14 protein-coding genes are annotated in these 15,883 nt (G+C 64.3%); 9 read left to right on the top strand and 5 right to left on the bottom strand.

Going from position 1 to position 15,883, the window contains the following annotated elements:
* Positions 1–84: 84 nt before the first annotated feature.
* Both ACQ5ID_RS10205 and pdeM read left to right on the top strand, forming a co-directional pair.
* A complete protein-coding gene (locus ACQ5ID_RS10205; RefSeq protein ID WP_429912348.1) occupies positions 85–723 on the top strand; it encodes a CatB-related O-acetyltransferase in 639 nt (212 codons plus the stop codon).
* A 20-nt stretch (positions 724–743) separates the two neighbouring features.
* Positions 744–1,457, top strand: coding sequence for a ligase-associated DNA damage response endonuclease PdeM (pdeM, locus tag ACQ5ID_RS10200; RefSeq protein ID WP_429912347.1), 714 nt, complete (start codon positions 744–746; stop codon positions 1,455–1,457).
* 272 nt (positions 1,458–1,729) lie between these two features.
* Here the strand turns inward: pdeM and ACQ5ID_RS10195 are convergent, their stop codons facing one another.
* From ACQ5ID_RS10195 to ACQ5ID_RS10175, 5 genes are all read right to left on the bottom strand, one after another.
* On the bottom strand, positions 1,730–2,212 hold the full coding sequence (locus tag ACQ5ID_RS10195) for a DUF3429 domain-containing protein (protein ID WP_429912346.1): 483 nt from the start codon (positions 2,210–2,212) through the stop codon (positions 1,730–1,732).
* Between the two features lie 11 nt (positions 2,213–2,223).
* Positions 2,224–3,027 carry a TIGR02186 family protein gene (locus ACQ5ID_RS10190; protein ID WP_429912345.1) on the bottom strand — a complete coding sequence of 268 codons (804 nt, stop codon included), beginning with the start codon at positions 3,025–3,027 and terminating at the stop codon, positions 2,224–2,226.
* A complete protein-coding gene (locus ACQ5ID_RS10185; protein WP_371392310.1) occupies positions 3,024–3,965 on the bottom strand; it encodes a sulfite exporter TauE/SafE family protein in 942 nt (313 codons plus the stop codon). Before ACQ5ID_RS10185 ends, ACQ5ID_RS10190 begins: the two co-directional genes overlap by 4 nt.
* Before the next feature lie 9 nt (positions 3,966–3,974).
* On the bottom strand, positions 3,975–7,178 hold the full coding sequence (locus ACQ5ID_RS10180) for a peptidoglycan-binding protein (RefSeq protein ID WP_429912344.1): 3,204 nt from the start codon (positions 7,176–7,178) through the stop codon (positions 3,975–3,977).
* Positions 7,179–7,370: 192 nt separating this feature from the next.
* Entirely contained in the window at positions 7,371–9,320 is a 1,950-nt protein-coding gene (locus ACQ5ID_RS10175) for a hypothetical protein (protein ID WP_429912343.1), read from the bottom strand.
* 137 nt (positions 9,321–9,457) lie between these two features.
* Here ACQ5ID_RS10175 and ACQ5ID_RS10170 point away from each other — a divergent pair, with 137 nt between their 5' ends.
* From ACQ5ID_RS10170 to ACQ5ID_RS10140, 7 genes are read left to right on the top strand one after another with little or no spacing between them, the layout of a single operon-like run.
* Entirely contained in the window at positions 9,458–9,940 is a 483-nt protein-coding gene (locus tag ACQ5ID_RS10170) for a MerR family transcriptional regulator (protein ID WP_429912342.1), read from the top strand.
* 57 nt (positions 9,941–9,997) lie between these two features.
* The gene (locus tag ACQ5ID_RS10165; RefSeq protein ID WP_429912341.1) at positions 9,998–11,788 is read left to right on the top strand and encodes an acyl-CoA dehydrogenase C-terminal domain-containing protein; all 1,791 of its coding nucleotides are present in this window, start codon (positions 9,998–10,000) and stop codon (positions 11,786–11,788) included.
* A gap of 26 nt (positions 11,789–11,814) precedes the next feature.
* Positions 11,815–12,990 carry an acyl-CoA dehydrogenase family protein gene (locus tag ACQ5ID_RS10160; RefSeq protein WP_429912340.1) on the top strand — a complete coding sequence of 392 codons (1,176 nt, stop codon included), beginning with the start codon at positions 11,815–11,817 and terminating at the stop codon, positions 12,988–12,990.
* Between the two features lie 2 nt (positions 12,991–12,992).
* Complete coding sequence (locus ACQ5ID_RS10155; RefSeq protein ID WP_429912339.1) at positions 12,993–13,418, top strand: PaaI family thioesterase; 426 nt, start codon at positions 12,993–12,995, stop codon at positions 13,416–13,418.
* 11 nt (positions 13,419–13,429) lie between these two features.
* Complete coding sequence (locus ACQ5ID_RS10150; RefSeq protein WP_429912338.1) at positions 13,430–13,909, top strand: OsmC family protein; 480 nt, start codon at positions 13,430–13,432, stop codon at positions 13,907–13,909.
* On the top strand, positions 13,906–14,370 hold the full coding sequence (locus ACQ5ID_RS10145) for a hypothetical protein (RefSeq protein WP_429912337.1): 465 nt from the start codon (positions 13,906–13,908) through the stop codon (positions 14,368–14,370). The genes ACQ5ID_RS10150 and ACQ5ID_RS10145 overlap by 4 nt, the downstream gene beginning before the upstream one ends.
* A gap of 24 nt (positions 14,371–14,394) precedes the next feature.
* Positions 14,395–15,603 carry an acetyl-CoA C-acetyltransferase gene (locus tag ACQ5ID_RS10140; protein ID WP_429912336.1) on the top strand — a complete coding sequence of 403 codons (1,209 nt, stop codon included), beginning with the start codon at positions 14,395–14,397 and terminating at the stop codon, positions 15,601–15,603.
* Positions 15,604–15,883: the final 280 nt, after the last annotated feature.

The raw sequence follows: 15,883 nt of genomic DNA, 5'->3' as shown, positions 1-15,883 counted from the left end.
GCGCGCCCCGCGCCCTCTTCGCCCTCAACGGCAATATGAGAACGCCCCGCCATCTGGCGTGCGGGCGTGAAAGGTGACTACCCCATGCATGGTCCTGACCCCATGAACCCGCACCCGATGGCGGGCTTTGACCGCGTCTGCTTTCTCAAACCCGTCATCACCCGGCCCAATATCGAGGTCGGCGAATACACCTATTACGACGATCCCGATGCGCCCGAAGAGTTCGAGAACCGCAACGTTCTCTATCATTACGACTTCACCGGCGACCGGCTGATCATTGGGCGCTTCTGCGCGATTGCCACCGGTGTAACCTTCATCATGAATGGCGCGAACCATGCGCTGGACGGCATCTCCACCTATCCGTTCCAGATATTCGGTGGCGGCTGGGAGAAGGGCTTTGAGGAAAGCTCGCTCGACAGCGGTTACAAGGGCGACACGATTGTCGGCCACGATGTCTGGATAGGGCGCGGAGCCGTCATCATGCCGGGCGTGCGCATCGGCAATGGTGCCATCATCGCCGCGCACAGCGTCGTCACCCGCGATGTACCCGACTACGCCATCGTGGCAGGCAACCCGGCGGAGCTGCGCAAGAAGCGTTTTGACGGCGCCACCATAGCGGCGCTGTTGCGGATCAGCTGGTGGGACTGGCCGGTGGAAAAGATATCGCGCCATATCAATGCGCTAAGGGCAGGCGATGTGCAGGCCCTGCAAGAGGCCGATTGACGAACGGACAGGGAACGCGCTTGTCTGGAGCCATGCTACAGGCCGCGCCTCCCATCGTTCAGCATATAAACGTCAACGGCGTGCCGGTGCTGGCCGATGTGTCGGGCGTGGCGTTCGTGGAGAGCGCGGCGGCGCTCATCGTCGCTGATTTGCACTTTGAGAAGGGTTCATCCTTCGCCGCCAAGGGCGTGATGCTGCCGCCTTACGATACGCGCGCGACGCTGGCCCGCCTCGCCGACGCGATGGTGCGCCTGCAGCCGCGCACGGTCATCGCGCTGGGTGACAGTTTTCACGACGGGACGGCCGAAACTCGCATGCATGGCGAGGACGAGGCCTTCCTGAAAGATCTCGTCGCTTGCGTGGAGCGCTGGGTGTGGATTGCCGGCAATCACGATCCCGCGCCTTCGCCGCGCTATGGCGGAGAGCTGGCGGGGGAGATAGAGCTGGACGGCCTCACCCTGCGCCATGAGCCGCGTGAAGGTGCGTCACCGGGCGAATTGGCAGGCCACCTCCACCCCTGCGCCAAGGTACGCCGGAATGGCCGCTCGGTGCGCCGGCGCGCCTTTGCCAGTGATGGCACGCGCCTCATCCTGCCAGCCTTTGGCGCCTATACGGGCGGTCTGAATGTGCGTGATGACGCCTTTGCCGCGCACTTTGAGCGCACGCCCGATGTCTGGATGCTCGGCCGGGAACGGGTCTACCGCGTGCCGGGTAAAAGCGTGCTGGGGGACTGAGGGGTAAAGCCCTGTCATGGCCTGGTTTGTCCGGGCCACCCATGCCTGAGAGGTGGCTTTTCCCTCGTGCTTCGAGACACTCGCTTCGCTCGCCCTCAGCATGAGGGGAAAAGCATGACCTAAAGCCCTCATCCTGAGGGGCTTCGTCAGAAGCCGTCTCGAAGGACGAGGGCTTTTTGGCCGCTTAGCGGCCTGAAAAGCGCGACTGCGTTGCGGAAACTAAAGAGGCATGGGTCACCCGCATAAAGCGGGTGATGACACTCGGCAGGCCCCTACATCGCCCGTATTGCCAGTGCCGCGCCAAGGCCGATGACGGCGCCCAGTGTCAGCACCAGCCGCAAGGGCAGATACCAGCGCGGCAGCGTGCCGCCGCGCACCGCCCCCCGGTCCCACAGATACTGGATGACGAAACCGGCAATCAGAATGCCCCATCCGGCCAGCTCGGTATCAAAGGGCAGATCAGGCCGGTTCCAGACCTGCAAAAGCACCGCAAACCAGCCCGACAGCGAGAGCAGCACAGCCAGCATCAACACACCTGTGCGCGGCGCATCGGCGCGCAGCACGATCTCGGTGGTCCAGCGTCCGCCCGCCAGGAAGGACAGCACGACCGCGGCATAGATCGGCAGGAAGTTCGCGGCCTGCAGCCCGGCCTGCCCGCCCAGCGCAATGCCGAACGCGCCGGCAAAGAAGGGGACAAGACCGGCAAAGCCCAGAAGGAGCGGTGTGCCGGGCGCTTCGCTGAGTTGTCTGAGCATGGTCGGTATTCCTATCTGCGGCGGAAAACTTCAGCCGCGCTCCATCCTGCGATGAGCGCGATGATGACGGCAATCATGCCATAGAGCGGCGCGTGCTGATGCGCAAAATCATAAATGGCCTGCTCAAACCCCGCCTTGCGCACCTGCAGGCTGGTGCGGCGGCTGGCGATGGGTACGCCGTCGCGGAACAGATAGATGTCGAGCGCGTACTCGCCCACCGGCGTGACAGGCGGCAGGCGCACGCCAGCCCGGAACAGCCCGCCATCGAGTATTTCCACCCCGCCGGGCGATTCCACATACAGGCCTTCGCGCGCGCGGTTGCGCACGATGGCCCGGCGGTAATCGACAATCTCCGCGCCCAGCTCGGTAACGACCACGCCGCCCACGCCAAAGCGGGTCTCCTCGCGCACATGGGCAGGCGCTGACAGGCGCAGATGCTCCATGCCGATGCCTTCGCGGCGCAGTGAGGAGAAGGTGGCAAACTGGCTTAAAGACCGTGTGGAGGCGACCGCGTAATAGCCATAGATGTCTTCAAACGCGATCGGCGCGCGGTTGATCCAGATGCCCAGCGTGCGGATCTTGCGCATCACGCGCAAATCCTCCTGCGGCCCGCGCACGACGACGACGATATCGTCGCCCTCGGCCAGACCCGTCACCGCGCCATAGACCAGAAAATCCGCGCCGGTGAAGTTGGAGCGTATCTCCACCACTTCCTGCGTCAGGGCGGCGACAATGCCGACAGGCTGGATTTCGTCTTCGGGCGCGGCGTGTGCCGCTCCGGAAAACACCAGCAGGGCCAGCAGGGCGCGGATCATGGTGCGCTCCTTCCAGCGGTCTCCATCAGCTCGAACATGTCAGCGGGATCAGAGACCAGATCGAAGGCGAGTTTGAGGCAGACCGCCAGCACCATCAGGGCCAGCGCCGCGCGCAGCTCCTCGGCCCGGATGCGCTGGCCGGCGCGCGCACCGAACTGTGCGCCGATAACCCCGCCAATGATAAGCAGGGCCGCCAGCACCAGATCGACCGTCTGGTTCTGCGCCGCCTGCAGGAAGGTGGTCAGCGCGGTAACGAACAGGATCTGGAATAGGGAGGTGCCGATCACGACCGATGTCGGCATGCGAAGGATGTAGATCATGGCCGGCACCATGACGAAGCCGCCCCCAACGCCCATCAGGGCTGCCAGCAGGCCCACCAGCGCGCCAATGCCGATGACCGGGATCAGGCTGATATAAAGGCCGGAGACGGGAAAGCGGACCTTGAAGGGCAAAGCATCGATCAGCCCGCGCCTGCGCCGCCTTGGCCGAGGCGTGATGCCCGCCTTGCCCTGCCGGTAGCGCCGCCACAGTGCGCCCGCGCTCTCCACCAGCATCAGCGCGCCAATAATGCCCAGAAAGCCCACATAACACAGCGAGATCACCAGATTGATCTGGCCGGTAGCCTGCAGGAAGGAGAATAGCTGCACCCCGCCGATCGACCCCGCAATGCCACCGGCAAGCAGGTAAAGGCCCATCTTCAGATCAAGGCTCTTGCGCCGGAAATGGGCAAGGGCACCGGAGGCGGACGAGGCGACGATCTGGTTGGTCTGGGTTGCCACCGCGACCGGAGGCGGAATGCCGATAAAGATCAGGATCGGCGTCATCAGGAAGCCGCCGCCAACTCCGAACATGCCCGACAGGAAGCCGACCGCCAGGCCAAGGCCGAGTATCAGAAAGATATTTACCGAGACTTCCGCGATGGGAAGGTAGATGTCCATCGCTCCGCCCTACCGGGACGGGCCGCGCTCGAGCCGGGAGACCAGAGCGGTATCGATCGCTCCGCTCGCTTCCAGTCCTTGTGCGCGTTGGTATGCCACCACTGCCTCTCGGGTTCGCGGGCCATAGGCCCCGTCAGCCGGACCGGTATCATAACCCATCGCAAGCAGTAATTCCTGCGCCCGTGCAATCAGCCGCGGGCTGGTACCCTGTTCCCAGGCTTGTGCGGGGTAGCGTCCCTGCGCCTGAGGGTCCAGCGTGCGCGGCGCGAAATTGCGCGCGGCATCCTCTGCAGCAGCACGCTCCTCGGCTGACAGTTCCCGGCGCAGACCCGCGGCGCGCTCGGAGGCGGCGCTGTCTCCGCCCGCTGCGGCAATCAGGAACCAGGCATAGGCATCAGCGGCGCTTTGCGGCACGCCAAAGCCCTCTTCAAACAGCAGGCCGAGATTGAACTGGCTGTCGCCCATGCCGTGCAGGGCGGCCTGCTCAAACCAGCGCGCGGCAGCCTGCTGGTTGGCCGGTGTGGGGGAGAGGTTCACATACGCCACGCCAGCCTCGTACATGGCGCGCAGATGGCCGTTCTCGGCTGCGCGCACGATCCACTGGCGGGCAGATTCAGGGTCGGCCGTCACGCCCTCACCACGCTCCAGCATGCGGCCATAGCGGAACTGGGCATCTGGCACACCCTGTTCGGCGGCCCGGCGTATCAGGGTGACGCCGCCTTGCGTATCACCTGCCTCAAACCGCTGGAGAGCCAGCTGGTAGCGTGCCACCGGATCGCCAGCGGTCGCGGCGGCCTCCAGTGTCACCGGGGTGTCGGGAAGCGTGTTGGCGGCAGGCTGGGCCGTTGCCGGAGCTTCTGCCTGCTGCGTGGAAGGGGCGGGGGTCTGAACGGGTCGCGCCGGAGCCGCGCTCACTTCAACTGGCGTATCTAGCGCGTCTGCGGTCGCAGCCTCATCGCTGCTGGCGGATGCACTCTCGTCTGCGCTGGCAGGTTCAGCCGGAGCCGGTTCGGCCTGAGCGGTCGGTTCGGTGCGCACATCGGCAAACAGGCTGGACAGCGCTTCAGGAGAAATGTCGCTCTGAGCCGTCTGCGTGCCGCGATTAAAGCCATCGGTCAGCACGAAGGCAGCCGCCGCGCCCAGTGCGAGGAAGCCCAGAAGGCTCACCCCCGCCAGCAGCCAGCGGCTGCGTGACCCTTCAGCCTTGGGAGCCTGAGCGGCAGCATAGTCAAAGCGTGCCGGATCAGAACCGCCCATGCGGACCTTGCGCCGCGCAGCCGAGAGGAATTCGGCGTCCGCCGTAGCGCCCAGCACTTGCGAGACGCGCGTGCGCCGGGAGGGTTCCGGCATCGGCGCGGGCTGCGGCGCTTCCTGCCAGACATCGTCATCCGCGCCGCTATCTGCCGGCTCGTCGAAATCCTGGCGCTGCGTGCTGGTGAGCGGGTCTTCCACCGCAACGACAAAGCTGTCCGCGCCACTAATCGCGAACTCGCCCTGCAGGGCCGCGTCCCGCTGGCCGGGCGGCGGTTGCAGCGGGCTGGCAAAGCTGTCGGCCTCTGGCGCCGGTTCACTGGCTGTTTCAGCGCGCTTTTCGAACGCGGCGGCGGGCATTTTGCGCCGGGGCGGTTCGTGCAGCGCATTCTGCTCAATGGCTTCCAGCCGCTCGGCAAGCGCCGTCATGGCGCGCTGAACGGGCGAGAGCGTGTCGGCGGTCTCGCTGCGCGCGGCGTCGAGGCGGGCGTGCACGCCTTCCATCGCCTCGGCGATGCGCTGGGCGGTACGTTCTTCCGAGGCGGCAATGCGCTCCTGAAGCACATCGTCCTCGGGACGTGCGCGTCCATTGGCATCGAGTGTTTCCACCACGCGGGCCATGCGTTCGCCAGCGGCCTCCAGTGCCTTGGCAGAGCGTTCCTCGGCATTGCTGACGCGCTCGGCCAGCGTTTCGCCAAGCTTTGCCACCTGTTCGCCGATCTGCCGGACAGCATGACTGCTTTCCCGGCGCACATCGTCAAGGCGCGCTTCGATATCGGCCTGATTGCGCAGCTGGTGGCGGCGCTGCTCATCCTCGCGCAGACGCGCTTCCATCCGGCTTTCATTGTCGGTGAAGCGCCGGTCGATGGCGCGGGCGAGGCGGGAAACTTCCTGGCTGATGCGCGCCAGCGTATCAGCCTGACGCGTTTCAGCCGCCGACAGGCGCGCTTCAGTGGCCTGCAGGGCCTGCTCGAACCGTCCGCCCTGCCCGCCAGAGCGCGACAGCGCATCAAGCTGTCCGGCAAACTCCCGGCGGGTATCGCGGATCACTTCGGCCAGCTCGGTCGCCAGCCGGTCAAAGCGCTGCTGGAACTGTTCCTGCGTCATGGCAGAGCTGCTGCCCTGCTCCAGCTGGGCAAGGCGCGCTTCCAGACGCTCATGGGATTTGGCCAGCGCATCAGCTGCCTGATGCGTGGCGCTTTCGGCGGCGACGAGGCGGCGCTGCATGGTCCGCGAGCTGTCATGCATGCCTTCAAGCGCGCTTGTCATGTCGCGGTGGCGCTGCTCCACCAGATCGCGCAGCGACTGCTCTTCGGCGCGCGTGCGCCGCTCGGCCTCCTCGATGCGTTCGGCCAGCGTGCGGATCGATTTTTCCGCACCGTCCTTGCGGCGGTCCTCACGGTCCAGCAGACCGTCAATCTCGGCGCGGAAATCGCGCTCGGTCTCGTAAAGGCGTGCGGCCACCTTGCCCAGCGCCGTCTCGACCGCGCGCACCGGCGCGGTGTCGCCGCTGCCGCCATTACGCTCCAGCTTGCGCAGCCGGTCCATCAGCTCGTCCTGGCTGGCGCGCATGCGGGTGAGGGCCGCCTGGGTGGATTCTTCCTCGTCCTCCAGCCCGTCCTCGATGCGCTCCAGACGCCGGGCCAGCCCGTTCACCGACTGGTCGACGCCAGAAATGGCCAGTTGCGCGCGCGACTCTGCTGCCTCGATGCGGGCACCCAGGCGCGCGATCATTTCATGGAGATCATCGCCGCCACCGCCGCCATCACCATCGGGCGATGCGGTAAAGCCGGGAAAGGCGCTCAGCCGGTCGGACCAGTCGCTGGACAGGGGGCCGTCTTCGAGGATGACGCGGTTCAGCCACTCACCGAGCGTCATGCCCTCGCGGCGCGCAGCTGTCTTGGCCATCGCCCGCGCACGCGGGTCGATGCCTTTAACGCTCCATGGTGTCCCGGATGTCATCCGACTCACGCGCTCCCGACCCGATAGGGCGAAGGTAGCGGAACGGTTAATATTGTGTAAACCGGATCGCTGACCGCAATATGTGGTGTTTCCACAGCTATCCGTTGCACACGGGCGTTCCACCCCCGTCCTTAACAGTTAACAAGAGCCCGCGATGCGGTTAACGGCGCGTAAAGTTTCCTTAAATTGCGATCACTGTTCTGCATGGCCGGGGAACAGGGCTGGAGCGAGCAATCGCAGCCGCCGTTCCAGGCTGTCTGCCTGGTCGAGCGTGGGTGTGGACGCACGTCCGGGCAGGGCGCGTCCTGCATCCAGCAAGAACCACGCTTCATCGGGCGCGCCGGCGGCCATATAGCGCGTGGCCAGATGCCAGTAGAGGTTTGCGGCAAACGGATCCATCGCCAGCGCCTCGGTGAGCAGCCCGGCCGGATCGAGATCGGGGTGTTCGGTCAGCCCTTCCTCGCCCCATTCGATCAGCTGGCGGGCCACCATGGCGCGGGCAGCCGAGCCTGCGTGACCATCACGGTCCAGATAGGGCCGCACGCGCTCCACCGCGAGACGGTGCGCGCCTTCGCCGGCGGCCTGCGTGGCTTCGGATATGGCCTCGAACCCGGCATTGCCCACGCCTGCCGTGGCCAGCCTCTCGGCACCGGCGCACGCGAGGCGCTCTGAACCGATTGTCTCGGCCGGGCACAGATCAAAATGGGTGGTTTCCTGCATGAGTGTCAGCAAGGCACCGGCAAAATCGTCTTCGCGCTGCAGGCCCTGAATCTCCACCATGAAATCAGGCGGGGAGGGCGGGTTGCCGAGCTCACCGCTCAGCGCCGAGGCAATGGCATCGCGCAGCTCTGCATCTATCAGTTCCTGATTGCCAAAACCGAGGCTGGCATCTTCAAAGCCGAGCTCGGCAAACGCCACCGGCTCGGCCGCGTCCAGCCGCCAGTGCTCGACCCGGCCTTGCGGGGTTTCGGGGCTGATGACGGCAAAGGACAGCGCGCACAACGGCTCGCCGCCATCGCGCAAGGCCGTCAGAATATCCGGATGAACAGCCACCCGGTGGGCTAAGGCCGTGATGAGATTGCGGTGCCGGGCAGGGCTCAGCTCCACGCCCTCGCACCCGGTCCACGCGCTGGCCACGGGCGAACCGCCCTCTTCGCGGTACCAGCTGGTGACGGTGCCGCCCGCGGGTGCGCCATCATGCGCCTCGGCTGGCCGCGTGGTTTGCGTGAGATCCGCCGGGGCAGCGGCCACGCTCATGGCGGCCTCCAGCCAGAACCGGTGAAAGCTTGTCTGCGGCCCGAACGCGATCTCTTCGGCCTGCCCGCCTTGCGACAGGGCGGCGTAGATGTCCACATTGCGCCGGACGGCGGCGTAAATCGATGTGTTGCTATAGCTGCTGCCGGCGCCATTGAGCGTCAGGATGCGGTTGGCCTCGAAGTCATAAAGCCACGTCCCGCTGTCCGAGCGCTCCCCCGCCCCGCTGTTTCCGGCGATGAAAGTGCGCGATCGCAGCCCTGCGCCATTGGCCAGCGGCGTGTCGGCATCTGGCGCGCCGGAGCTTTCCAGCGGCCCGACATTGATGCGCCAGCTTAGCGCGACACCATCGCCCAGAGCCGCGCCGCGCACCGCTTCATACTGATCCATGCCGATATGGGGCGTCATCCGGCGCAGCGCAGGCATGGCGCTGGCTTCGGGTGAGGCGGGCTGCGCCGCCTCACCCTCATCGGCTGCCAGTTCAGCATCCGGCGCTGGCACGTCACTGGCCGGGCTTTCGCCTGCTTCATCACCTGCTTCATCAGCCAGATCGGCATCGGGAGCATCCGGCAGTTCCGGGCTTTCAGCGGCCTCCTCGTCTGCGATGTCTTCGTCGCGGGCTTCTTCGTCAATGGCCCCGTCGTCTCCGGCTGCGTCTTCCTGCCCGATATCGTCTGCGGGCGCGGCGCTGTCATCGAGCTCATCACTGACAGGAAGAGCCTCATCGGCAGCGTCCTGATCACTGGCCGCCTCCTGTTCCTCCTCGGCGGCATCCATCGCGCGCAGCAGGGCCTCCAGCGCCTCGATGTCGGTCGGATCAAGCCGCGACGGCCCGGCAGGCGGCGTTGCCGCCAGTGACAGGGCGAGTAGTATGGTGCTGACAGGCATGGCGTATCATTCCCTCGGTGCAGTCTCGAGCCAGAGCCAAGCGCGCCATTGGGGCGCGGTCAAGGCGGCATGCAGGATGTCGCGCGTTAACTCGAATTGACGTTGACGTGAACGTCAACTTGATCGAAAGTGCGCGCATGAAGGCCACACCCCCGTCCGAGACACTCTATTCGATACGTGATCTCGCCGCCTCGTTCGGCGTGACGCCGCGTGCCTTGCGGTTTTACGAGCAGCAGGGCCTCATCACGCCGCAGCGCAAAGGGGCCACCCGGCTCTACACGGCGGCGGACCGGGCGCGCCTCATCCTCATCCTGCGCGGCAAGCGCGTCGGGTTTTCGCTGGCCGAGATCAAGGAAATGCTTGATCTTGAGGCGACAGAGCACGCCAGCCGCGGTCATCTGGAAAACTCCATTGAGCGTTTCCGCGCGCGTATCGAAGACCTGAAACGCCAGCGCGACGACATAGATGACGCGATAGGCGAGCTGGAAGCAGGCTGCGTGTGGATGGAAGAGCGCCTCAATGACCGCGAGCCGCCCGAAGACATCAAACGCCGCGCGCGCGCCTTCGAGGCGCTGGCCGCCGCCCGCCTGGTTCAGTGGTCGGTGGGACCGCCGGACTAGCCCGCCTGCATCATGCTGACTGAATGATTTTCAATTTACGACCCGGAGACACCCCTCATGCCCAGCTACCGCGCCCCTATCCGTGACCAGCGCTTCGTCCTCAACGATGTGCTGAATGTGCAGCAATACGGCAATCTGGCGGGCTTTTCCGATGCCAGCGCCGATATTGTCGATGCCATTCTCGAAGAAGGCGGCAAGTTCTGCGAGAACGTGCTCTACCCGCTCAACAAGGTGGGCGATCATGAGGGCTGTCAGCTTCAGCCCGATGGCGAGGTGGTGGTCCCCAAAGGCTTCAAGGAAGCCTATGACCAGCTGACCGAGGGCGGCTGGACGGCGCTGTCAGCCGACCCCGAATATGGCGGGCAGGGCCTGCCGCACTATCTGAACCTGGCCTTCAACGAGATGGTGACGGCCACCAATATGGCGTTCGGCATGTATCCGGGTCTGACCGGCGGTGCCGCGCAGGCGCTCTATGTGGGCGGCTCGGATGAACAGAAGCAGCTCTACCTGCCGAAAATGATCTCCGGCGAATGGTCAGGCACGATGAACCTGACCGAGCCGCATTGCGGTACCGACCTTGGCATGCTGCGCACCCGCGCCATTCCCAATGGCGATGGCAGCTATCGCATCACGGGCCAGAAGATCTGGATCTCGGCCGGTGAGCATCCGATGAGCAAGAACATCATCCACCTCGTGCTCGCCCGCGTTGAGGGCGCGCCCGCTGGCGTGAAGGGCATCTCGCTCTTCGTGGTGCCCAAATTCATCCCCGACGAGAACGGCAACCCGGGCAAGCGCAACACGGTCAAGTGCGGCGGGCTGGAAGAGAAGATGGGCATTCACGGCAACGCCACCTGCGTGATGAATTATGATGACGCGACAGGCTGGCTCGTCGGCGAAGAGAATAAGGGTCTGCGCATCATGTTCGTGATGATGAACGAGGCGCGCCTGGGCGTCGGCCTGCAGGGTCTCGCGCTCGCCGAAACCGCCTACCAGTACTCGCTGGCCTTTGCCAAAGACCGCATTCAGGGCCGCTCGCTGACGGGGCCGAAAAACCCTGATGGCCCCGCTGATCCGATCATCGTCCACCCCGATGTGCGCCGCATGCTGATGGACCAGAAAGTGTTCGTCGAGGCAGGCCGCGCCTTCACGCTGTGGACCGCGCTGCAGGGCGATCTGGAACACAAGGGCGCGGATGAGGAAACCCGCACCAAGTCCGGCGACTACATGGCGCTGCTCACCCCCATCGTGAAGGCGTATCTGACCGACAAGGGTTATGACAGCGTCTCAAAGGGCCTGCAGATCCATGGCGGGTCGGGCTTCACCCGCGAATGGGGCATTGAGCAGCTTCTGCGCGATGCACGCATCACCCTCATCTATGAAGGCACGAACGGCGTGCAGGCGCTCGATCTGGTGGGCCGCAAGCTCGCCATGAACGGCATGCGCCCGATCAACACCTTCTTTGCCGAGATGGACGCCTTCGTGGCCGACAATAAAGGCAATAAGGAGCTGGAGCCCTTCCTGGACGGTCTCGCCGCAACCAAGGCCAAGCTGCAAAAAGCCACCAACTGGCTGGTCGAGAAGGGGCTGGAGAATTTCGACAATGCCGGTGCGGCATCGACCGATTATCTCCACCTCTTTGGCCTGACCTGCTTTGCCTGGATGTGGGGCCGGATGGCGAAAGTGTCGCTGGAGAAGATCGCCGAAGGCTCTGACGATCCCATCTACGCCTCCAAGCTGGCGACCGGGCATTACTTCCTGCAGCGCTGGCTGCCCGATGCCGACGCGCATCTGGCCAAGGTGGAGGCCGGGGCCGACACGATGATGGCTCTGACCGCCGAACAATTCTGATCCAAACGCCTACAGGAGACGCTTCCATGTCCGCCAATGCCGCCGCCATTCTGGCCAATCCCAAGCCCGCCTGGCTCGACCAGGAAGACGTCAACATGTTCGACCACGCCGTTCGTGGTTTCCTGGAAAAGGAATGCCTGCCCCATGGTGACCGCTGGGAGAAGGAAGGCGTCGTCGACCGCGAGATCTGGAACAAGGCCGGTGAGGCGGGGCTTCTCTGCCCGGCAGCGCCGGAAGAGTTTGGCGGCGCGGGCGGCGACTGGCGCCATGACTATGCCTTCCACATGGCGGTGGCAGAGCTGGGCGTTGATGGCTGGGGCGCGTCTTTGCACAACTCCATCGTCGGTCCCTATGTCTGGCATTACGGCACGAAAGAGCAAAAAGAAAAGCTGATCCCGAAGCTCATTTCGGGTGAGTATGTCGGCGCGATTGCGATGACCGAGCCGGGCGCAGGCTCTGACCTGCAGGGCGTGAAAACCACCGCTGTAAAAGATGGCAATGGCTATCGCATCAATGGCGCGAAAACCTTCATCACCAATGGCGGCACGGCCAATTTCATCATTGTCGTGGCCAAGACCGACCCCAAGGCAGGTGCCAAGGGCACCTCGCTCTTCATGATCGAGACCGACGGGCTGGAAGGCTTCCGGCGCGGGCGTAATCTCGACAAGGTGGGCCTGAAAGCCCAGGACACCGCCGAGCTCTTCTTTGAGGATATGTGGGTGCCGGCCGACGCGCTGCTGGGCGAGAGCGAGGGTATGGGCTTCATCCATCTGATGGAGCAGCTGCCGCAGGAACGCCTGCAGATCGCGGTGCAGGGCGTGGGCATGATGAAGCGCGCGCTCGCCGAGACCATCGCCTACGTGAAGGACCGCAAGGCGTTCGGCAAATCGATCATCGAGTTCCAGAACACCCAGTTCAAGCTGGCCGAGCTGAAAACCAAGGCGACCATCGCCGAGGTGTTCGTCCAGCACTGCTCCGACCTGCTCATTCAGGGCAAGCTGGATGCCTCCACTGCCTCCATGGCGAAATACTGGGTCACGGACATCCAGTGCGAACTGGTGGACGAATGCGTCCAGCTCCATGGCGGCTACGGCTTCATGAACGAGTACCCGATTGCCCGCATGTGGCGCGATGCACGCGTGCAACGCATCTATGGCGGCACCAACGAGATCATGAAGCTGCTGATTTCACGGACGCTGTAGGGATGAGCAAGCCGCCCCCTTTCTTCTCTGAAAATCACGCCCCGCCGGCAGCAAAACTGCTGGGCTGGCGCTATGAAGGCGGAGATGCTGCGGAGGGCGCAATTGAGGTGAGCTTCGAGGCCCGGGAGGACTTCCTCAACCCGGCTGGAACGATCCAGGGCGGGTTTCTGGCTGCCATGCTGGACGACACGATGGGGCCAGCCATCGTTCTGGCAAGCGATGGCAAGTCCTACGCACCCACGATCAATCTGAATGTCAGCTTTCTGCGCCCTGTGCTTCCCGGACGGGTACGGGTAAAGGCCCGGATCGTCCAGATGGGGAAGACCGTCGCTTATCTGGCAGGCGAGCTGTTTGATTCCAACGGGCAACTCGCGGCCACGGCAACAGCCTCGGCGCGCGTCATCGCCAATCCGATGGGCAAGGCGTGAGGGAGACGTGAATGTCTGAACACACCGCCACGATTGTCTGGACGCGCGATGGTCAGGATTTCGCGTCCAACCGCTATTCAAGGCGCCATGACTGGCACTTTGATGGCGGGGCGGTGGTGGCGGGTTCGTCTGCCCCGACATCGGTGCCCGTGCCAATGTCAGACCCGGCGGCAGTGGACCCGGAAGAGGCCCTCGTGGCGGCGCTTTCCAGTTGCCACATGCTGTTCTTTCTCGCCCTTGCAGCCAAGGCCGGTTTCACCGTTGACCGCTATGAGGACAAGGCGATTGGCGCGCTCGGCAAGCGGCCAGACGGGCGCATGGGCATGATATTTGTGGAACTTCGGCCCGAGATATCCTTTTCAGGTGACAAGCGCCCGGGCGCTGATGACATCGCCCGGCTTCATCACGAGGCCCATGAGCGCTGCTACATCGCCAACTCGGTGAATTTCGAAGTTGTGGTGAAGGGGGCCGAAAACGGAGACACCCGATGACCCGCAATATGTTTTTCACCGCCATTGCCGCTGCCTTCATTCTTGCCGCGTGCGAGCCGCCTGACCGCCCGCCGGAAGAGGATCTGCGCTCCGACCCTGTTGACGGCATGACCGTTGACGATGAGGCAGAGCAATCCGGCACGGACCCTGTTCCTGACAGCGCGGACGCCATTGGTGCGCTGGGCCATTTCAACGCGAATTTCGCAGGCCGCTGGGGCATGAGCAGGGCGTGTGGGCCGGAAGGCATGTTCACGCTGACTGCGGAGCGCTGGGGCCTCTACGAACTTGCCTGCGACGTGCTGGAGCTGGGCCGGGAGGGCGAGATGAGCTTTGCCCGCGTCTCCTGCACCGCCGAAGGCCAGAGCGAACCTGACAGGACACTGACCATAAGGGCCACCGGCCCGGACGAGATCACGGTGGAGGACGGTCATTACGACTGGGTCCGATACCGCTGCGAATAAGAAACCGCCAACAGGGAGTTTCCCATGACCGACGCCTATATCTATGACGCCACCCGCACACCGCGGGGCAAGGGCAAGAAGAACGGCACACTGCACGAGATCACCGCTCTGCAACTGGCCACCCAGCAGCTTCAGGCCATTCGCGAGCGCAATAATCTCGACACCAGCCTCGTCGACGACGTGATCCTGGGCTGCGTCTCGCCGGTGGGCGAGCAGGGCGCGGACATTGCCCGCGCCGCTGTGCTCAACGCGCGTTATGCCGAGAACGTGGCCGGTGCGCAGGTGAACCGTTTCTGCGCGTCGGGTCTTGAGGCGGTGAACCTGGCGGCAGCGAAAGTCATGTCCGGCGAGGCCGACATGGCCATTGGCGGCGGTGTGGAAGCCATGAGCCGTGTTCCCATGGGCTCTGATGGCGGGGCGATGGTCGTCGATCCGGAAATGGCCTTTGACCATTACTTCGTGCCGCAGGGCATCTCGGCGGACCTGATTGCCTCCAAATATGGCTATTCGCGCGATGACGTGGACGCCTATGCCGTGGAGAGCCAGAAGCGCGCCAAGAAGGCGTGGGATGAAGGCCGGTTCAAGAAGTCGGTTGTGCCGGTGAAGAACCAGCTCGGCCTGACGCAGCTGGACCATGACGAATATATGCGCCCCGAAACCGACATGCAGTCACTGGCGAGCCTTAAGCCCGCCTTCCGTGATCTCGCGGCCTTTGTGGGCCTCGATAACGTCGCGATCCAGCGCTATCCCGACGTTGAGAAGATCAACTTCGTCCACCATGCGGGCAACTCGTCGGGCATCGTGGACGGTGCGGCGGCCGTGCTGATCGGCAACAAGGAGATGGGCGAGAAGCTGGGTCTCAAACCCCGCGCGCGCATCCGCTCCATGGCCTCCATCGGCTCTGAGCCGACCATCATGCTGACCGGCCCGGCGCCTTCCGCCCGCAAGGCGCTGAAGAAAGCCGGCATGAACCCGGAAGACATCGATCTTTACGAGATGAACGAGGCGTTTGCGGCAGTCGTCCTGCGCTTCATGGAAGACCTTGGCGTCCCGCACGACAAGGTGAACGTCAATGGCGGCGCGATTGCGCTCGGCCACCCGCTGGGCGCGACCGGCGCGATGATCCTGGGCACCCTGCTGGACGAGCTGGAGCGCACCGGCAAGGGCACGGCGCTGGCGACCCTGTGTGTCGGCGGCGGCATGGGCACAGCCACCATCATCGAGCGGGTTTAGGTCAGATGATGCTCCGGGCTAAAGGGATACTAATCGGTGTGCTAGCGGCAGGCGTACTTGCCGCTTGTGGGCAAGCTGAGCCGCCCCAAAACCGTTCAGTAGCTGAAACTTATCCAGGTTCGTGGAACCAGCGCGTCAACACCGGAATTACCGCCACCTTGGCGCAGAACAACATCCGTGGTTGCGGGCAGTACGAGTTCCGAAGCCATTACAGTAGTAGCGGTGAATACCTTGTTCGTTGCACCGCAGATGGCCGTAACTGGGTGGTGTACATCGTCTG

It is taken from the genome of Glycocaulis sp. (assembly GCF_050485565.1).
In the GTDB taxonomy this organism is placed as follows: domain Bacteria; phylum Pseudomonadota; class Alphaproteobacteria; order Caulobacterales; family Maricaulaceae; genus Glycocaulis.
This window is presented reverse-complemented; position numbering and strand designations above follow the sequence as displayed.